Origin of the sequence: Blautia sp. OF09-25XD (genome assembly GCF_003482095.1) — a bacterium.
Classification (GTDB): Bacteria; Bacillota; Clostridia; order Lachnospirales; family Lachnospiraceae; genus Fusicatenibacter; species Fusicatenibacter saccharivorans.
This window is the reverse complement of the sequence record NZ_QUMG01000001.1, coordinates 187,544-205,676: the sequence shown is the minus strand read 5'-3', so window position 1 is coordinate 205,676 and position 18,133 is coordinate 187,544. Positions and strand designations below refer to the sequence as shown.

General features: G+C 49.3%; 18 protein-coding genes. 1 reads left to right on the top strand and 17 read right to left on the bottom strand.

Translation table 11 applies throughout. The features are described 5' to 3' along the window. Positions 1 to 45: 45 nt before the first annotated feature. From acsE to DXA93_RS00960, 11 genes are all read right to left on the bottom strand, one after another. Positions 46 to 831: a carbon monoxide dehydrogenase/acetyl-CoA synthase methytransferase subunit gene (gene acsE / locus DXA93_RS01005; RefSeq protein WP_022462424.1), complete on the bottom strand. Its 786-nt coding sequence runs from the start codon at positions 829 to 831 to the stop codon at positions 46 to 48. A 93-nt stretch (positions 832 to 924) separates the two neighbouring features. Next, a complete protein-coding gene (acsC, locus tag DXA93_RS01000) occupies positions 925 to 2,100 on the bottom strand; it encodes an acetyl-CoA decarbonylase/synthase complex subunit gamma (RefSeq protein WP_330426857.1) in 1,176 nt (391 codons plus the stop codon). Next, positions 2,097 to 2,279 carry a (Fe-S)-binding protein gene (locus DXA93_RS20815; RefSeq protein WP_330422215.1) on the bottom strand — a complete coding sequence of 61 codons (183 nt, stop codon included), beginning with the start codon at positions 2,277 to 2,279 and terminating at the stop codon, positions 2,097 to 2,099. Before DXA93_RS20815 ends, acsC begins: the two co-directional genes overlap by 4 nt. A gap of 37 nt (positions 2,280 to 2,316) precedes the next feature. Continuing rightward, positions 2,317 to 3,258, bottom strand: a complete 942-nt coding sequence (gene acsD, locus DXA93_RS00995; protein ID WP_055226450.1) for an acetyl-CoA decarbonylase/synthase complex subunit delta — start codon at positions 3,256 to 3,258, stop codon at positions 2,317 to 2,319. 298 nt (positions 3,259 to 3,556) lie between these two features. Next, positions 3,557 to 5,686 (bottom strand): acetyl-CoA decarbonylase/synthase complex subunit alpha/beta, encoded by a 2,130-nt coding sequence (acsB, locus tag DXA93_RS00990; RefSeq protein ID WP_022462427.1) that lies wholly within the window; start codon positions 5,684 to 5,686, stop codon positions 3,557 to 3,559. Between the two features lie 15 nt (positions 5,687 to 5,701). After that, complete coding sequence (locus tag DXA93_RS00985; protein ID WP_022462428.1) at positions 5,702 to 6,490, bottom strand: ATP-binding protein; 789 nt, start codon at positions 6,488 to 6,490, stop codon at positions 5,702 to 5,704. Between the two features lie 62 nt (positions 6,491 to 6,552). Next, entirely contained in the window at positions 6,553 to 8,445 is a 1,893-nt protein-coding gene (gene cooS / locus DXA93_RS00980; protein ID WP_117760360.1) for an anaerobic carbon-monoxide dehydrogenase catalytic subunit, read from the bottom strand. A gap of 126 nt (positions 8,446 to 8,571) precedes the next feature. After that, complete coding sequence (locus tag DXA93_RS00975; RefSeq protein WP_022462430.1) at positions 8,572 to 9,342, bottom strand: ATP-binding protein; 771 nt, start codon at positions 9,340 to 9,342, stop codon at positions 8,572 to 8,574. A 38-nt stretch (positions 9,343 to 9,380) separates the two neighbouring features. Beyond that, positions 9,381 to 10,313: a methylenetetrahydrofolate reductase gene (locus DXA93_RS00970; RefSeq protein ID WP_022462431.1), complete on the bottom strand. Its 933-nt coding sequence runs from the start codon at positions 10,311 to 10,313 to the stop codon at positions 9,381 to 9,383. A gap of 135 nt (positions 10,314 to 10,448) precedes the next feature. Continuing rightward, a complete protein-coding gene (locus DXA93_RS00965; RefSeq protein ID WP_117509049.1) occupies positions 10,449 to 10,631 on the bottom strand; it encodes a CooT family nickel-binding protein in 183 nt (60 codons plus the stop codon). 14 nt (positions 10,632 to 10,645) lie between these two features. Then, a complete protein-coding gene (locus DXA93_RS00960) occupies positions 10,646 to 10,996 on the bottom strand; it encodes a hypothetical protein (RefSeq protein WP_055218122.1) in 351 nt (116 codons plus the stop codon). Between the two features lie 362 nt (positions 10,997 to 11,358). Between DXA93_RS00960 and DXA93_RS00955 the strand changes: the two genes are divergently transcribed. Further along, positions 11,359 to 12,180, top strand: coding sequence for an aldo/keto reductase (locus DXA93_RS00955; protein WP_055218124.1), 822 nt, complete (start codon positions 11,359 to 11,361; stop codon positions 12,178 to 12,180). Between the two features lie 48 nt (positions 12,181 to 12,228). On the opposite strand, the gene DXA93_RS00950 is transcribed toward DXA93_RS00955, so the two are convergent. The 6 genes from DXA93_RS00950 to plsY form a co-directional block, all read right to left on the bottom strand. Continuing rightward, positions 12,229 to 12,885 (bottom strand): ATP-binding cassette domain-containing protein, encoded by a 657-nt coding sequence (locus DXA93_RS00950; RefSeq protein WP_117760361.1) that lies wholly within the window; start codon positions 12,883 to 12,885, stop codon positions 12,229 to 12,231. Next, positions 12,882 to 13,664 (bottom strand): ABC transporter permease, encoded by a 783-nt coding sequence (locus DXA93_RS00945; RefSeq protein WP_117760362.1) that lies wholly within the window; start codon positions 13,662 to 13,664, stop codon positions 12,882 to 12,884. Before DXA93_RS00945 ends, DXA93_RS00950 begins: the two co-directional genes overlap by 4 nt. Then, positions 13,642 to 14,724: an ABC transporter substrate-binding protein gene (locus DXA93_RS00940; RefSeq protein WP_226906312.1), complete on the bottom strand. Its 1,083-nt coding sequence runs from the start codon at positions 14,722 to 14,724 to the stop codon at positions 13,642 to 13,644. The genes DXA93_RS00945 and DXA93_RS00940 overlap by 23 nt, the downstream gene beginning before the upstream one ends. 25 nt (positions 14,725 to 14,749) lie before the next feature. Beyond that, positions 14,750 to 16,273, bottom strand: a complete 1,524-nt coding sequence (locus tag DXA93_RS00935; protein WP_022461521.1) for a 4Fe-4S dicluster domain-containing protein — start codon at positions 16,271 to 16,273, stop codon at positions 14,750 to 14,752. 189 nt (positions 16,274 to 16,462) lie between these two features. Then, positions 16,463 to 17,476 (bottom strand): NAD(P)H-dependent glycerol-3-phosphate dehydrogenase, encoded by a 1,014-nt coding sequence (locus DXA93_RS00930; protein WP_117760363.1) that lies wholly within the window; start codon positions 17,474 to 17,476, stop codon positions 16,463 to 16,465. Between the two features lie 3 nt (positions 17,477 to 17,479). Continuing rightward, the gene (plsY, locus tag DXA93_RS00925; protein ID WP_117760364.1) at positions 17,480 to 18,127 is read right to left on the bottom strand and encodes a glycerol-3-phosphate 1-O-acyltransferase PlsY; all 648 of its coding nucleotides are present in this window, start codon (positions 18,125 to 18,127) and stop codon (positions 17,480 to 17,482) included. Between the last annotated feature and the right edge of the window lie 6 nt (positions 18,128 to 18,133).

Here is an 18,133-nt window from a genome sequence, read left to right as displayed (position 1 = left end):
CAAACGCTGCGGCACCATCAGGGGAAAACCTGCGAGATTTAAAGATTAAAGCTCCAGATAAGAATCTGCATACAGAGTGTTGCCTTTGAATACGTCACAGGATTTAATGGTCTCCATCAGTCTCAGGTCATTCGGGTTAACGATGGCGCTGGTCAGACCCTGCATCATAGCCATAGCTACAAGTGCGGAATCCATGATCGGACGGATGTTTTTCGGCATACCGTTGGAGTTGTTGGAAAGTCCGCCGGTAGAATTCAGTCCCATATCGCTGAACATCTTGATGCACTCAAGAACTTCCATCTGTTTGTCCTGCATTCCTTTTACAACCAGAAACAGCGGGTCAAACCACAGATCGGTCGGCTCCATACCATGCTCCATACCTCTTTCCAGAAGGGTCTGGCAGTACATCATACGCTCGTCGTTGTCTTTTGCAATTCCTTCACCGTTGCAAAGTGCAATAACGATTGCATCGTTTGCAGCCGCAAGGTCAACGTACTCGATTCTTCCTGCAGCATCTGCAGAGTTTACGATCGGTTTTCCTTTGGAACGATTGTATACAGAGATACCAGCCTCAATTGCTTTTTTGTTGGATGTATCCAGAGCCAGCGGAACATTGTCAAAATTGCTCTGCAGCAGCTCAACAGCCCACTTCATAATGTCCTCTCCATCATTTTCAGCCGGTCCGATGTTTACATCAAGGTAAACGGCACCAGCATCCAACTGCTGTTTTGCTCTCTTTAAAATTGGCTCTTCATCTCTTGCTGCGAATGCTTTGTTTACAGTAGGAGCTGTAACAGAAAGTCTTTCGCCGATGGTTACAAATTTTGCCATATCTCTTCTCCTTTTCTTTTGGGAATCCCCCATAATTATTTTTTCACGGGAGAAACTTCCGGATACCGGAGTTCCTCCCGGATTTTTTATGTATTACAGTTCTCCGTTTGCCTGCAGATCTTTCATGAATTTCACAAGCTGAACTGCCTCAAGCGGAGCAACGATTACTTCCCATCCAGGAAGTTTGGACTCAATGTCGCCCTTTAATACGGCTACTTTACCAGGAATGATAACTTTTCTGGATTTTACTTTATCTTCTACATTCTCTTTGAAGAATTTGGAGATAGAGTTACCGGAGAATTTACCTGCTGCCCAGGAAGTCAGTACGGAAAGTCCGCCGGCATCGTTGATTACAAGGTTAACCGGAACTCCGGATCTCTCGAGCTCTCCGGATACCAGGAAATAGGTCAGGGCAAAGTCTACTGTGGTCAGGCAGATCGAATTTTCATCTGCGCCGTTCAGCGGGTAGATGCCCGGCTCTACTTTCATCGGTTTCTGCGGATCGGTAAATACGTTCTGGCGAAGTCCGAATACCGGAAGTGCCTCTGCGTATCCCATCTCCTCAAGAACGATGATGGAACCGTATTTCATGGTGAACAGGGAAAGCAGTGCCTGCTGCATATATCTGTCGCCCTGTGCGATTTTTGCCAGATTTACAATAGACGGATAACCGAAGGTACGGTCTGTATCCTTTAAGGATGCACGTCTTACCTGTACGGTAGTAGCGAAAGTCTCTTTGATGGTCGCTTCTGTGGTATCAAGAACAAGGTTCTTGTTGCCGAGTTTCTCGATTGCTTCTACGGTGTCGTGAAGCTCATCAATGTTTGCGCCGCTAACGCCGAGAACAACGCCTGCCTCTGTGGCAAGTTTGCTCATCTCTTCATAGTTGGATGCATTTGCACCATTCAGGATCGGTTTGCCTGCTTTGCATACTTCCAGAGCAGCTTTTGCAGCATCTGCGTCTTCACAGCCAAGTACCAGAACTTTTCCGGTTGCTGCTGCTTTCGTTACAAGAGATACGTATTTGTCTACGCCATTTCCGGCATAGTTTACATACAGCATCTCTGCGCACATACGCTCACCGATACGGTCGTAATCAACTTTTTTGTCTTCTTCCAGTTTTGCATCGATCTCTTCGTCAGACATGCAGCTGCAGAGAGATACCGCATAACGGGTTTTGCTTACAAATGTTTTCTCATGACGATAGAGGACCGTCTCTCCGCCAAGAGTGTACTCACTGTCGCCGGTTCCGACTTTGATCGTCTTCATTGGCGGTGCGGTAGCTCGGAAAGCTGTGCCATAGCGTCGTCAGACATATATGGGCACGCTGAAATATCCATAGCGCCCTGTGCAACCTTCATGGAGAATGCCATACAGGTCGGACATCCGCACTCCTTACAGTTTTTCTTTGGGGTCATTTTAAAAATCTGAATACCTGATAATGCCATAATTCTTTATCCTCCTAATCTCTTCCTTACGTACTGATTACATCAGTTCCTGAATCATTTTGGAAATGGTTGCAACAGACTGTGGATGTTTGAGGATAACTGCATCAGAACCAGAAGCCAGAGATGCGGCTGCTGTCTGAATCTCCATAGAGACTCCTCGTACTTCCTGATTTCCCCATTCCGGAGATTCCTCTTCTGTTGCCATTGCCTCTTTTACATTCCATGTCTCAGAAGCGATTGGAGTAATAATTGGCATCTGCAGCATTTTATCGTCCTGGGATAATGCTGCTGCTTTGATACGGTCCAGTGTAGATACTACGTACTCATATCCGTATCCGACTGCTGCAGAACCTACGTTCATAACAATGCTGTCTGCGCTGACACCGAGCTGGGTCATAACAACATTCAGCTGTTTTGCAAGGTTGATATCTACAGCGGACTCAGCGCCGACTTTCTGGTTGTATGCCAGACCTGCGGCTGCACCAACTGCCTTGTAATCTTCTTCTCTTGCGGACATAACAAGAACGTTTCTTCCCTGAAGGACCTCTGCTACTTTTGTGAGCAGTTCGGAATCCTTCTCAACGTTTTTACATCCTTCTACAACAAGCGGCACGTCAACGGCATCAGCAACCTCTTTGACTGTCTCAATGAGTTCTTCTACCGATTTGTTCAGACCGTTCGGGTCTCCGCCTGCCAGACGAAGGCAGAGGAAATCTGCACCTTCCATAGCTGCTGCTTTTTTTGCAATCTCGCCCATGGTAGCTGCACCTTCATAGTATGCTTTTACGCTTTCCGGTTCTCCTTCCATACCAAGGTCTGTGATTTCAACGCCGACCTTCGGTCCGTTTTTGATTTCACCGTCGAAAGCATAGAATGGTAATACGTTTTCTCCGCCAAGAGTTACGGTTTTGTCTCCGCTGCCGATTACAACGGATTTAATTGCTGCATTAAACTTTTGTGGTTTGCGATTAAACGGCATAAAAAAAGCCTCCTTAAAAATAAAATTCCATACAGGCATATCTCCATGATTCCGCTTCATGGACACACCTGTTATTATTTTAACGTTTTTTCCCGGAGAATGCAAGATTTACCAGGATATTTTCCAAGATTTTCTGACAAAAAGTATCCGTTTTCTTTTCGTCAGCCGTTTTTTCCCAGAAAATCACTTTACAGCTGCCGGCATGTGCCGGAAAGGGCTTCCTCCTCCGCTTTGGAATCCCCTCCCAAGCCATGCCGGTCTGCTTATTCTTTCACAGGATAAGCCTGTAAAATACGAATTACATCATTGGATCCATGCCAAGTGCCGGATGACCTTTCTCGGTCAGGAATGCAACCAGTGTCTCCGGATCTTCTGCGATGGTCTCATCACCGATCATATCGGTAAAGTTGTCGATACCGTACAGCTCTTTTGCTGTTTCATTCAGTTTCTCTGCAACCTGCTCTTTCAGCTCTTTCGGCATCCATACGATACGGGCAACACCGCCTTCTGCTTTCATAAACTTCTTGGAAGCGATAAAGTGTTTGCCGTGTCCCATGAATCCAGGAGTCTGAACACCGCCGCCTGTCATGGAAGCCAGCTCGGAGAAAGTCATTCCCAGAGGAGTCATGCCTGCGTACTCACGGTTTGCGATGCAGACACCGTTGGAGAACGGCTCGATACCACAGATACACTCGAAGCATCCGCAGGATGTCATTGGTTTTTCCATGATGGAGTACAGAGATACATCATCAAGAGCACCCTGGGAAAGTTTACGAACAGCCTCGTTAACATCCTCGTACTCACCGATTCTCTCATCGATTACTTTTTCTTTTGTAATAACCTGGCAAGGTCCGTTCGGATCCAGCTCGTTGGTAGCTTTTGCATCCAGCCATGAAACAGCACCGCAAAGTCCGAGACGCTCTGGTGTAACAACACATACATGGCTCGGGGAGAATGCCTGGCACATGATACAGCTGTAGTATACCGGTACGGATTCATCTGTCATGGTAGACAGACGCTCGTCACGTTTGTCGAATACCGGGATTGCAATTTCGTGGCGGATCTTGGTACAGTCTTCCGGATTGGTGTAGATCTTAACCTGGCATTTGTCAACAACAGCCTCGAACTCGTTCTTCACCTGTGCGTACAGAACTTCTCCGAAGTGTTTTGCACGGAAGCCTGCGTTGAAAGCTTCTTTGCTGACACGGATACGGATCATATCACGCTGTCCGGTATGCATCACACCTTCGATGCAGTTCAGGTAGCTGTGGAATTTACGCTCAAATACAGGCTCGAAATCCGGCTGCATGCTCTTTCCGGCAACCTCAACAACGTATGCAATGCTGTGCTTGGAACCTACTTCGAACTCGTCGATGTCCGGTCCGATCAGCTCGATCTTGTGATCTTCTACTTCGGAAGCATCTTTTGTCTGAACCAGCTCGCAGCAGTCTACGCGGGAACCGTCAAACTCAACCTGCATATCACCACGGCGGATGATTTCACCCTCGAATGCAGATGCGAATGCAACCGGGATATCAATGTTGGTGATTTTGATCTTGATATCGCGTGCTTCCAGAGAAGTTGCGTTGAATTTGGAAACGTCCTTCTGGATAATAAGGCTCTTCGGAATAGCCGGAACGTCTTTGTCATCGTTTGTGATAACCGGAAAGCCAAGTGCAATCGCACCAGCGCCGCATGCAACGATCACATCATCCAGAGGAGCAAAAGCATTTACGAATGCCGGTACACGGTCTTTGGTGTAGGTCATCAGTGCGCCTGCATCGCCTGCAGTTACGTTACCGAAGATCAGGGCTGCACGGATTGCTACGGATACAGCATGGATAACAGATGTTACGTCTTTTCCAAGCGGGATGACACGTACGTTTGCGCCGGTCTTGTATCCCAGTTCCTGACACTGATCAATGATTCCGCCAACCAGTGTTACAAGAATACCCTGTGCCTGATAGCTCTTAACCAGATCCACGCCTTCCTGTGCGGTCGGAGCGCTTCCAAGGATAACAGCTACGCCCGGGATATCGCCTGTTACAAGCGGCACACCAAGCTCACGGATGATGGCATCGCTTAAATGGCCGTAGCACGGCTCATCATATGGTTTTGCACCGTCGATGTATTTAATTGCCTCGATGAACTCTGCGCAGAGTGCAGTTGCAACACCGGACATAAATACATCATTCAGCTGATTTTCTCTTGTCATCAGAGATTTTACCACGCCAAGAGCCTCTTTCATCTCTTTTAAGTTGGTAACCTTTACTCCTGTTACAGCATAGTAACACGGAAGTGCGTAAGCAGTGTCCGGGAAGCTGACTGCTTTTTCCTCTCCGTTTGCTGCGATTGCGGCATCAACGGCAGCTTCGGTAAGACCGTATACTGCATCATTTCCGCCAAATACTCTCTCGAATAATGTCATGTGTTTTTCCTCCTATCACACTTTTTCCATGCCAGGCATGTTTGACTTATCGATTTTTGTTTTTATTTTCCGTATCTCTTCTACTGCAGCCGCGCTGTAATCATATGGAGACGAACCTTCCCTGTCCGCTTCCATAATTTCCGGGTTGTAGTGGACCATGCCCAGAAGATCCTCCGGGGGGATACGGTCCTGTATGAATGCCTCATCTTTTTCGTCGCGTACTTTGTTTGCCACGACATGAACCTGATGAACGCCAAGCTCTTCGGCCAGACGTTTGACATTCTTATAGGTCTGAATACTTCTTGCACCCGGCTCGATGACTACGATGAACATATCCATGCCCTCCGTCGTTCCTCTTCCCAGATGCTCAAGGCCTGCTTCCATGTCGAGGATGACAACATCCCCTCTGTGAAGGACCAGGCTGTTGATGATTCTCCGCAGCATCACATGCTCCGGGCAGACACAGCCGCTTCCGGCCGTCTCCACGGTGCCAAGCGTCAGGAGTTTGACTCCGTTGTACTCTTTGCTGTATTTATCGGGAATATCACTTACTCTCGGATTTATTTTGTAAAACCGGTTGTCTGCACTTGCCTCGGTGCGCTCTTCGATCAGTTTTCTCATTTTGGTAATCGGAACGATCGAATCGAGGATTTCTTCCGGAAATCCAAGCGCAAGGCCCAGATTGGCATCCGGATCGACATCTGCAGCCAGAACCGGATGGCCTTCTTCTGCATAAAGTCTTGCAAGGGTCGCTGCGATGGTTGTTTTTCCTACGCCACCCTTTCCAGTTACTGCTATTTTCATTTTACACCTTTTCACTTCAAAAAGGGCGGTCTCTTTTTACGTCAGGGACCGCCCTGTCCTTTTTATACGCCGAGTGCGGCACGTTTCTCTTCGATTCGTGCGAGCATTGCATCGCCCAGCTTGTCGATGTCTTTTTCTACTGTGTAAGCTGCCTCAACCCAGTCGCGGACACCGTTGGTCAGAAGTCCTGTTACCTCAGTGGATCCGGATACGTACGGCTCTACGCCAAGGTAAGTATCGATACCGGTTGCTACAACATAGTTTCCGATGGAAACTGCTTTCTCAGACATCCACTCCGGAGCACATCCGACAACCGGAAGCTGGGAAATATTGACATTACCGATTTTAGCAAGTTCTGCTACAAGAACCATCATACGGGAGATATCAACGCAGGATCCCATGTGGAGTACCGGCGGGATATCAGCCAGCTCGCAGACACGTTTCAGGCCTGCACCGCAGAGATCTTTAGCACGTTTGTCCATCAGACCTGCTCTTGCTGCTGCCTGTGCAGAGCATCCGGAAGCAACGATGATAACGTCGTGCGCGATCAGCTTCTTCATCAGCTCGATGTGAGCGGTGTCCGGACGGACTTTCGGGTTGTTGCATCCTACCATGGCAACTGCACCGCGGATAACGCCGGATGCCACACACTGCCACAGCGGCATCAGAGTTCCGGTCTGGTCAACCTGGGAATTGGTTACTTTATCCAGAGTCTTAATGATGGACTCAAAAGAGTATCCCACGGTTGCTTTCTGCTTCATATGCGGGATATGTACCAGCTCCGGTTTCCGGTTTTTAAAGTTTTCAATTGCCATTTTTACGATGGCTTTTGCATTCTCACCTGCTGTTTTTGCGTTGAAACGAATGTATTCTGCATCCGGCATCTGCGCAATCGGGCTGGTGGTAACGAATTTAGTATGGAAACATTTGCTTAAAGGTCCAAGGGCCGGGAAAATACACTGTACGTCAACAACGATGGCCTCGCAGGCACCGGTCAGTACCACGTTTTCCTGCTGCAGGAAGTTACCTGCCATCGGCACGCCGCGGCGCATTGCTACTTCATTGGAAGTACAGCAGACACCTGCTACGTTGATTCCCTTTGCTCCCATTTCTTTTGCATATGCGATCATCTCCGGATCGTCTGCGTATTCGCAGATCATCTCGGAAAGTGACGGATCATGGCCATGAACGATGATATTTACTTCATCTTCTTTCATAACACCAAGGTTTGCCTCGGTTTCGATCGGCTTTGGAGTTCCGAACAGTACGTCAGAGAACTCGGTACCCATCATGGAGCCGCCCCATCCATCGGAAAGTCCGGAACGAAGGGACTGGCGAACGAGTGCTTCCGGAAGGGAAGAACATCCCATATGGGTCATATGAAGAGAACATGCAACCTCACGGTCAATCGCACGCGGTGCGATTTCTTCTCTCTCCCAGATTTCCTGTGTATGCTGCGGAGCACGTTTCAGGAATCTCTGTGTTCCGAACGGTTTACCATACTCTAAAAGAGCCAGCTCGGACATCTCATGTGCCAGATCATAGATATCTTTTCCTTCTGTCTCTACGCCCCACTCTTTTGCAATACGGATCAGTTTCTCCGGATCTTTTACTTTGTAGTTTCCGTTTGGATCAGCCTCATGCAGTGTGTGGCAGATCTCACGGCCATGATCGGAATGTGTTGCGGAACCGCCTGCTGTAAAGCGCAGGAAGTTACGTCCTACAATACCGTGTACATCGCATCCGCAGATTCCTCTCGGTGCCTTTGGTGTAATACGGCAAGGTCCCATCGTACAGATACGGCAGCAGGTTCCCTGCTCACCGAATTTACAGTGCGGGGTCTGGTTTTTTACACGAAACTGCCATGCGTCAGCGCCAACCTTTGCACCATTTTCCAGGAGCTCATTCGTGGCCTGTTCGAATTCTTCTACGCTTGTTAATTTGAATTCGCTCATCTTGTCCTCCTCAAGATTGTATTTTAATATTTTTATGGTAAAAACATCCTCCCATGGGGGATATTTTACTTTTGAAATATCCCTCCGTCTGCAGCGTGTACAAAGCGGAGGGCAGATTCTCTGTTTTTATAAATCAAGGTTTTCTACGATTTTCTTTAATGCCGCGCGTACCGGAGAGTCTTCCGGCAGACGTACGGTTGGTTTTCCGTCACAGTCATATTCATAAACCTGATCATCGTGCGGAACAACGCCAAGGAGAGTTAATCCCTGTTTTTCAATTTCCTCACGGGTTCCCTCATTTAACACGCCATTCGGCGCACGGTTTACGATCAGTCCTACCTGCTTCGGCTTCATATCGCATTCTTTGATCAGCTCCGCGATTCTCGCAGCGGCCTGTACTCCTCTTCTTGAGCAGTCACTGACCAAAATAGCTGTATCCATTCCCGGAAGTATACCACGGCTGATATGCTCCATGCCTGCCTCGTTATCCACAACCATGAAGGGGTAATTCGGATACAGCTTTGCAAGCTGATTCTGCAGAAGTCCATTGACGAAGCAGTAGCAGCCTTTTCCCTGTGTTCTTCCCATCACAAGCAGGTCAAAATCATCTTCCTCAGTCAGAGCGCCTGCAAATTTAAATTCCGCATAATCTGCCTTGCTCATACCTGCCGGAATCGGGTTTTTGGATGCCATCTCTGCACGGGCAATCTCCTCCCGGATATCTCCAAGGGTAGCTTCTACTTCTACACCGAGTACCTCATTCAGGTTTGAGTTTGCGTCCGCATCAACTGCAAGAACAGGACCTTTTCCTGACTCGCAGAGATACTGGATCAGCAAGCCGCATAATGTTGTTTTTCCAACGCCGCCTTTTCCGGCGACAGCTATTACGTGTGCCATAAAAATCGGATGCCTCCCAAATTCAAGTAATTAATTCATTAAACCAGTGTGCAAAGGCCGGATCTGTCGATGATTTCAGATACGTCTTTCCATTTATTCAGTGCATACAGATGAATTCCATTGACACCGAGTGCACGGTATGCATCAATCTGTTTTACGGTATATTCGATACCCTCTTCTTTGAACTCTGCAACTTTCTTGTCGTAGAATACGTCGAACGGTTTGCCCTCTGCATCTTTTGCTGCAAATGGGTTCGGGAACAGCCAGTGTCTGGAGATCATTCTGGAAAGCTCTCTGTCCATAACACAGCCGTTTCTGGAAAGTGCCATGTTGATGGTAGCTGCCTGATCCAGGATCGGCATAACTCCAACGTCTACCGGCATGGTGATTCCTGCTTTACGGATTGCATCGAGCCAGTATTTGAACTGCTCCATATCCCAGCAGAGCTGTGTCATGATGTAGTCAGCTCCGTTGTCCTGTTTCTGTTTCAGAACTGCGATATCAGACTCCAGACTTCTGCAGGAGATGTGGCCTTCCGGTGAACCTGCAACAGCGATTTCAAATTTGTCGCCGTAGGTATCACGTACGAATTTTACAAGATCCGTAGCGTAGTCAAAGTCACCGCAGGTTGTGGTCTCGCCAAGCGGAATATCACCGCGCAGTGCCAGCATGTGGTCTACGCCGTCAGCCAGATACTGATCCAGCTGTTCTTTAATTCCTTCTTTTGTGTTTTTGATAACGGTGAAATGAGTAACCGGTGTGGTTCCGGCATTTTTGATCATCTGACATACTTCACGGTTTGCTCCGACGTTTCCGCCGCCTGCTCCGTATGTACAGGAAATGTAAGACGGGTTGTACTTCATCAGGTGGTCGATGGTACCCGGCAGATTCTGCAGTCCCTTCTCTGTCTTTGGCGGGAACAGCTCAAAAGACAGAAGGGTCTTGTTTTTCATCTCTTCTGAAAGTTTCATAATTCAATTTACCTCCGCTTTAATATAATATATTCCTATTCTAAGTCCCGGTTCGCCTGTTCTGTTTGTTCCGATTCGCAGACCCCGGGGTCTTAAAACCGCTTTTATAGAATAACTGGTTCCGTCAACCAATTATCATTCACAGTCCAGCTCTACGATGCTGTTTGCAAGATCTACCATTTTGATCTTACCCTGCAGTCTGATCTCTTCGCCCAGGATGTCGCGGATGAGAACGTATTCTCCATCGACATCGATGCGGCTTACATTTTTACAGACAACTGTGTTCTCCGGATTTTTGTATACCGTTGCAAGGCACATAGCTTACGCCTCCTCTACTTAACTTCTTTCAAATGCTCTTTTACAAGCGTCAGTGCAAGGGACAGGCGCATATTGCCTTTCTGGAAATCGGATACTCCCTCCCTGATCTGTTTTGCGGCGTCCGCCATTCCGGCTTTTTCCAGTTTGTCGGCCATCTCGTCGAGTTCTGCTGCGTGATGTTCATTGTGCTGCAGCATATAGGTTAAAAGGGCAAGATTCTCGTCCTTGCATTTTTCTTCGGAACCGCATGCATTGCAGGCATGTCCGCAGTCTTCTCCCTCGTGATGATGGTCATGGTGATGATGGTGCTCGTCGTGAGCTCCGTGCGGAATGGGATTTCCATTCTCGTCATATAATAAATGCATAATATGGCCTCCTCTGTCCCCGTTTTTCTGCTCTGCCGTCCGTTTCGTCCGCTTTTGTTTTCCTGAAACGTCCTGCAGATTGTACAGGGAATGATAAATAAATATCAATTCAAACTTATTATACTCTATTTCATGCACAAAATCAATACGGCCTCCACAAAATTTCTGTACAATTCGCCGTACAGGCCGTCCTGGCATCCTTCTTTTTTCTTGCGTGGCTTGTTATTTTTTTCATTTCCCTATTGTGTTAAACTTTTTTAATATATTTGGTCTGATTTCTTTAAATTTTCATGTTATACTAAACATAATTATGAGAGAAATACGGCAGAATCTTTTTTTGATTCAAGATACGGAGGGTTTTTATGGCACTTTCTATTCCAACCATCACATTGAACGACGGCAGAGCGATGCCGCTTCTGGGGCTTGGCACTTACAAATCGACAGAAAAAGAGGCAGAAAAAGCAATTGTCACCGCGGCAAAATACGGCTACCGTCTGATCGATACCGCCTCCTCCTATAAAAATGAGGACAGCATCGGCCGCGGGATCCGCGCAAGCGGGATTCCGCGGGAAAACTTTTTTATTACCACAAAGGTATGGAATACCGCGCAGCGGGTCGGTGATATCGAAGGTGCCTTCAACCGCAGCCTCGACCGTCTCCGTCTCGACTACGTTGATCTTTACCTGATTCACTGGCCGGTGCCGGGCTGCTACCCGGAGACATGGCGCGCACTCGAAAAAATCCGCGAATCCGGGCGTGCAAAATCGATCGGCGTCAGCAACTTCGAGGAGCCGCACCTTACCGCCCTCTTTGAATTTTCCGGCATCATCCCGGCCGTCAACCAGATCGAATGCCATCCGCTCTGGAACCGGAAACCGCTCATCGCTTTCTGCCGTTCACATGGAATCGCCGTTCAAGCGTATGCGCCGCTCGCAAGAGGTCTTTATCTGAACCGTGAGATTATGCAGCAGCTGGCAGAAAAGTATGTACGCACTGAAGCGCAGATCGGCCTCCGCTACCTCGTCCAGCAGGGCATCAGTGTCATCCCGAAATCGACACAGCCGGACCGCATTTTTGCCAACGCGGATGTCTTCGACTTCGAACTTTCTGAAGCCGACATGGCGCTCATCGACACGATGGACGAACAGCTCCGCTCCGCTTCCATACCGGATGACCTGCTGTAACTGCGGATTCACAGAAAAAGCAGCACAGAAAATCTGTTTCTTTCCGTTTCAGATTTCTGTGCTGCTTTTTCTGTTTCTCTTTATTTCGAGGATACCATCCAGTCTGCTGCAGGTGCAGATCCAGTCCCCCATTGCTTCGGCTTCTTCTAAATCATGCGTGACCAGAAGTATCGTTTTTTCTTTTCCTTTTCTGCGGATATAGTTCATCGTTTTCTTTTTCGTCCCCGCATCCAGTCCCCGGAACGGCTCATCCAAAAGGAGGAAATCTGCGTCCATGCGCATGGCCCGCAGAACCGCCACCCGCTGGCGCATGCCGCCCGACAGTTCCGATACAGCCTGGTTTTCACAGCCCGAAAGGCCGAGTTCCTCCATCTCCTCCACAAGATGACGGAAGCTTCTTTTTTCTTTTCCAAACATGCGGCGCCTTACCGAGAGCTGGATATTGGCTGCAGCTGTCAGTTCTTCTGCCAGCCGCGGTTCCTGAAAAACCATACTTTTTCTTAAGGCTTCCAGTCCCCCGATTTTTCCGCCGTCCGCCTGCTCCAGGCCTGCCAGAATCCGCAGCAGGGTTGTCTTTCCCGCCCCGGAAGGAGCCATCAGACAGGTCACTGCTCCTTTTTTCAGTTCCATCGTAAGATTCGAAAAAATAACGTGTTCTCCATACGCTTTTTTCAGATGGCAGATTTCAATCGTATCTTCTCTCATTTCATCACCAGCATTCTTTTTTCCGCAAGATCCATTCCTTTTAAAACAGCTTTTTCGAGACAGAAGCTGACGTACACGATCGCTGCCGTCCAGGCAAAGAGTCCCGGTGTGTCGAGATATATTTTTGCCTGATACAGATGCTCTCCGATGGATCGGTTCGGAATGCCGATTACTTCTGCTGCCGTTCCGGCCTTCCAGCAAAGGCCGAGGGAAAGTGAACATCCCGTCCGGATATATGGGTACAGCTGCGGCAGGATCACCCAGCGCAGCCGCACCGGCCGCGGAACCTGAAAAACGTCTGTCATCTCCAAAAGCGCTGTGTCCAGTTCCCGCAGGCCGTTCCGCGTGTTTGTATACAGGATCGGAAATACCATCAGAAACGAAATCACAACCGAAAGATTCTTCGACGAAACCCATATCAGGATCAGAATCACAAAAGAAGCGACCGGCACTGCTTTCACTGCTGCAACCAGCGGCGTCAGGAGTTCTTCTGCAATGGAAAACCGACCGGCAAGTGCAGCTCCTGCAATTCCCGCCGCCGCACCAAGAAGGAATCCGGCTCCGATGCGTGCTCCGGAAAACAGCAGGGACTGCCAGAAGAACGGTTCTGTTACAAGCGTAAAAAGGCGTTTCAAAACAGCGGCAGGAGATGCCAGAAGGATCTCCTGCCCGACAAAAACACTTGCCGCCTGCCAGATCATAAGCCAGAACACGATCGGCCAGCGCTTCGTTTTTCTCTGTTTCTCTTTTTTGTCTTTATTCGGAATAATAGAAGTCATCTCCTGGAAGTTCTCCTCCGACTGCCTCCGGGTTCTGGTCTTTGAGTACACCGAGATAACCGGAAAGCTTCTCTTTCATCTCATCACCGGTGATGCAGACAATGTTGCACGCCGGAAGCGCTTTCTTTGCGACTGCCTCCGGAACAATGTCATAATCCCCGATCAGTTTTGCCGCCTCATCCGTGTTTTCGGTTACGTAGGATACGGATGCCTGGTAAGCTTCCATGAAGTCTGCAACTGCTTCCGGATGCTCCTTGGCAAAGGCAGTGCGCACAACGGTAACACCTGTCACCAGTGTGCTCACTGTTCCTTCGGACTCCTGGATTTTGTTCCATTCTTCGGTCAGGTCAAGTGCGGTGCGCAGCGTTTCTTTTTTCGTCTGTGCCGTCGTTACAAACGGCTGCGGCAGCATGGCGATTCCATCGGCATCTTCTGCAAGTGCTGCCACGCACTCGGCGTGTTCGCTCTTCCACTCGATCGTTACGTCCTCACCCGGTACGAGGCCGTTCTTTTCGAGGATATAATTCAAAGCATACTCCGGAGTTGCACCTTTGCCGCCCGCATAAATGGTTCTGCCTTTCAGATCCGCAATGGAATGTACGGTATCGCCGTCCTCGACGATATAAAGGACACCGAGCGTATTGACTGCGAGCACCTGCACGCCGCCGTTTGTCTTGTTGTAGAGTACGCTTGCAAGGTTCGCAGGAACCGCGGCGATATCCACCTCTCCCTGTACCAGTTTTGCGCTGACCTCATCCGGGGCAGCGGCAAGTTCAAACGTGTCCGCAGGTGACTCTTTGCTGTCGTTATCGCTCATCATTTTTACCATTCCCATGCTGGTCGGTCCTTTTAATGCAAGCACATGGACCAGTGTCTCATCTTCTGTTTCCGATGCCACTGTGCTGCTCTCTGTCTGCGTACTTTCTGATACTGTACTTTCTGATCCTGTGCTTTTTGTCCCGCTGCTCTCCGACTTTGTCTCTGTCTGGCCGCATCCTGCAAACAGAAGTACCATTGCAAGAATCGCTGCCGCAAAGCCCATCTTTCTTTTCTTTTTCACTTTTTTCTCCACCTTGCTGTTCTTTTTAGTCTACCAGCTTGTCCAGTTCTTTTACATATTCTGTCTGGCTGGAAATCTTGTGTTTTGCCTGCGCCGCATATTTGTTGACTGCCGCCTGCGACTTTTTGATTGACTGCATCGTGCCGGCTCCTGCCACGCATCCGCCCGGACAGGCCATGCCTTCGAGAAGATAACCGTTGTACTTTCCGGCCTTTGCCATTGTCAGCAGTTTCCGGCATTCCTTCAGACCTTCTGCATTTGCCATCTTGATTTCGCGGTCCGGGTATTTTTCACGGATTACATTTTCCACAGATTTTGCAACGCCGCCGGAGACAGCAAAGTTTCTTCCGTCCACCGATGCATCGCTGACGCCGTCCGGATCTTCCTCAAGTGCACTCACATCTACCTGGCGCGCATCGAAAATGCCCGACATCTCTTCAAACGTCAGAACGAAGTCCACCTCACTGCGGACAGACCGGCGCATGGCCTCCAGTTTTTTCGCCGCACACGGTCCGACAAAGACAACCTTCGCATTCGGATTGTGTTTCTTGATCAGACGCGCCGTCAGCGTCATCGGGGTCAGTGCCATCGAGATACAGTTAGCGTAATCCGGGAACAGTTTCTTCGCCATTACAGACCAGGCCGGACAGCAGGATGTCGCCATAAACGGCAGTTTCTCCGGAACTTCGTTCACAAAATCCTCTGCCTCCTGTGCCGCACAGAGATCCGCTCCGATCGCAACTTCAAAGACATCCGCAAAGCCGAGCTTTTTCATCGCCGCACGCAGTTTTCCAGGCGTTACTTTCGGTCCGAACTGGCCGACAAACGCCGGTGCCAGCGCTGCATAGACGCGCTCTCCCGACTGGATCGCACGGATTACCTGGAAGATCTGGGATTTGTCCGAAATAGCGCCGAACGGGCAGTTGACGAGACACTGGCCGCAGGATACACATTTCTCGTAATCGATATCCGCTTTTCCGTTCTCATCTGAACCGATGGCATCCATTCCGCAGGCTCTCGCACACGGACGCTCCTGAATGATAATAGCCTGGTATCCGCATACCTTGGCACACTGACCACATTTGACGCATTTATCCTGATCAATATAGGATCGTCCATTGGTGCGGTCCAGCGTAATGGCCTTTTTCGGACAGACTTCCACGCACGGATGTGCAAGACATCCCTGACATCCCTCCGTGATCAGAACCCGTTTTTCATGACAGGCGTTGCATGCAAATTTGATGACATTAATGAGCGGCGGTGTATAATACGTCTCCGCCTGGTCCGCCAGTTTGATATTGTCCGAGATCGGGGCGTGCTCTGCCGCGCTTCTGCACGGAAGTCCCATTGCAAGGCGAAGCCGCTCTCCTACAATCGCCCGCTCCAGAAACACATCATTTCTAAAATTTCCGACCTCACCGGGAATTACACGGTAAGGAATTTCCTCGATCGTCTTTTCCACCGGGGAGTCCACGTCATACGCCATTTTTGCAACTTCCGTAAAAATGGCATGGCGGATTTCCTGAATTCTTGTTTCTACTCCTCTCATTCTTTCTTCCTCCTGCTGTATTTTCCTCCGCATCTTTTCAGTTAAAATTATTCCGCTTTCTATTACTATACTTGATTTCGAAAGTATTGTCATCTTTTTCCCGTATTTTTGCTGAAAAATTTCGGTCTGCACAAAAAAAAGAACCTGCCGTCTCTGTATCATTTCACAGAAGTGACAGGTTTCTTATTTTTACCGCTCCCAGAGATCCGGGGCGAGTTCGTCTTTTTTCATACGCTGCATCAGTTCATCCACAGCCTGTTTCGGGTTTTTGTTTTCAAACAGAACCTGATTGACTGCCTGAATGATCGGCGTTTCGATTCCGAATTTTTCTGACAAGGTAAGCCCCGCTTTTGCGGAATAGACACCTTCAACAATCATTTGAACCTCATCCATCGCCTGCTGCATTGTTCTTCCCTGGCCGATCAGATATCCTGCTTTCCTGTTCCGGCTGTGTACGGACGCACACGTTACAATCAGGTCACCGATGCCGGAAAGGCCATAGAAGGTTTCCGCATGGGCACCCATCGCCGTGCCGAGCCGTGCAATTTCCGCGATCCCGCGGGTAATCAGAGCCGCTTTCGTATTGTCGCCGTAGCCAAGACCATCCGCCGTTCCGGCTGCCAGTGCGATGACATTTTTCAGAGCTCCGCCAAGTTCAATTCCCGTGATGTCCGGGCTTGTGTAAACGCGGAAGACCGGACTCATGAACACATTCTGCACATACAGTGCGCTCTCGCGGTCATGCGCGCCGACAACGATCGTGGTCGGCAGGCCGCGGCCGACTTCCTCTGCGTGGCTCGGTCCGGAGAGAACAACGACATTCGCTCCCGGCACTTCCTCCTCGATGATCTGAGACATCGTCATCAGGGTATCGGCTTCCACGCCTTTTGCCACATTGACGATGAGCTGGCCGTCCGGAATATCCGCCGCATACTTTTTACATGTGGTTCGCACGTACGGGGATGCTTTTGCCATCACAAGGATGTCCTGTCCGGAAAGGGAGCCGCGCACATCGCAGGTGAACTTCATTTCATCCGGCAGTCTTACGCCCGGAAGCTTCGTTAGATGCTCTCTGTGTTCCTTTAAGCTCTCAATTTCCTTTTCATTTTCCGAGCAGATCGTCACGTCATGCCCGTTGTTGCAGAGCAGGAGGCCGAGGGCGGTTCCCCAGCTTCCTGCTCCGATGATGCTAATCTTTGCCATATTTTATTTCTCCGACTTTTTGGATAAATACGTTTTCCGCTCTGTTCCCGCGATGAGACGCTTGATGTTTGCACGGTGCTCCCAGAAGGCAAGCACGGCAAGAAGTGCGATCACCACGTACATCTCATAAAGATACGGCGGTTCCAGCGCAAAGCAGCCCGCCTGTCCCATGATAACGGCCATTGCAAAAAAGACAACGTAAACCATCATGGAACCGAGGGAAACATAGTGTGTTACTGCAAGATTCAGGAAAAACAGCGCTGCACAGACCAGCGTGATTCTCCAGTCAAATGAGATAATCAGACCCGCGGTCGCAGCGATTCCTTTTCCGCCGCGGAAGCCTAAGTAAAACGGGAAGTTGTGGCCGAGAATCGTTCCGGCCGCAGCATACACCGTCAGCAGTTTCAGTATTTCCGGGTGCGATGCACCGAAGATCAGCCGTACCGTCAGGACCGCCAGAATGCATTTGATGCAGTCGCCGGCAAGCGTGATGGCGCCTGCTTTTTTCCCTAAAGTCCGGAGCGCGTTGGTCGTTCCTGCGTTTCCGCTGCCGTGTTCCCGGATATCAATTCCCTTCGTCCTTCCATAAATATATGAGGTCTGAAAAAGGCCAAATGCGTATCCGATCAAAAGGCATATGATCCGTACCATAACTCT

What these genes read in the sequence shown, in the direction of transcription:
- acsE (WP_022462424.1), bottom strand. Translation starts at nt 831, where the DNA reads ATGGCAAAATTTGTAACCATCGGCGAAAGACTTTCTGTTACAGCTCCT.
- acsC (WP_330426857.1), bottom strand. Translation starts at nt 2,100, where the DNA reads ATGAAGACGATCAAAGTCGGAACCGGCGACAGTGAGTACACTCTTGGC.
- DXA93_RS20815 (WP_330422215.1), bottom strand. Translation starts at nt 2,279, where the DNA reads ATGGCATTATCAGGTATTCAGATTTTTAAAATGACCCCAAAGAAAAAC.
- acsD (WP_055226450.1), bottom strand. Translation starts at nt 3,258, where the DNA reads ATGCCGTTTAATCGCAAACCACAAAAGTTTAATGCAGCAATTAAATCC.
- acsB (WP_022462427.1), bottom strand. Translation starts at nt 5,686, where the DNA reads ATGACATTATTCGAGAGAGTATTTGGCGGAAATGATGCAGTATACGGT.
- DXA93_RS00985 (WP_022462428.1), bottom strand. Translation starts at nt 6,490, where the DNA reads ATGAAAATAGCAGTAACTGGAAAGGGTGGCGTAGGAAAAACAACCATC.
- cooS (WP_117760360.1), bottom strand. Translation starts at nt 8,445, where the DNA reads ATGAGCGAATTCAAATTAACAAGCGTAGAAGAATTCGAACAGGCCACG.
- DXA93_RS00975 (WP_022462430.1), bottom strand. Translation starts at nt 9,342, where the DNA reads ATGGCACACGTAATAGCTGTCGCCGGAAAAGGCGGCGTTGGAAAAACA.
- DXA93_RS00970 (WP_022462431.1), bottom strand. Translation starts at nt 10,313, where the DNA reads ATGAAACTTTCAGAAGAGATGAAAAACAAGACCCTTCTGTCTTTTGAG.
- DXA93_RS00965 (WP_117509049.1), bottom strand. Translation starts at nt 10,631, where the DNA reads ATGTGCCTTGCAACGGTATACAAAAATCCGGAGAACACAGTTGTCTGT.
- DXA93_RS00960 (WP_055218122.1), bottom strand. Translation starts at nt 10,996, where the DNA reads ATGCATTTATTATATGACGAGAATGGAAATCCCATTCCGCACGGAGCT.
- DXA93_RS00955 (WP_055218124.1), top strand. Translation starts at nt 11,359, where the DNA reads ATGGCACTTTCTATTCCAACCATCACATTGAACGACGGCAGAGCGATG.
- DXA93_RS00950 (WP_117760361.1), bottom strand. Translation starts at nt 12,885, where the DNA reads ATGAGAGAAGATACGATTGAAATCTGCCATCTGAAAAAAGCGTATGGA.
- DXA93_RS00945 (WP_117760362.1), bottom strand. Translation starts at nt 13,664, where the DNA reads ATGACTTCTATTATTCCGAATAAAGACAAAAAAGAGAAACAGAGAAAA.
- DXA93_RS00935 (WP_022461521.1), bottom strand. Translation starts at nt 16,273, where the DNA reads ATGAGAGGAGTAGAAACAAGAATTCAGGAAATCCGCCATGCCATTTTT.
- DXA93_RS00930 (WP_117760363.1), bottom strand. Translation starts at nt 17,476, where the DNA reads ATGGCAAAGATTAGCATCATCGGAGCAGGAAGCTGGGGAACCGCCCTC.
- plsY (WP_117760364.1), bottom strand. Translation starts at nt 18,127, where the DNA reads ATGGTACGGATCATATGCCTTTTGATCGGATACGCATTTGGCCTTTTT.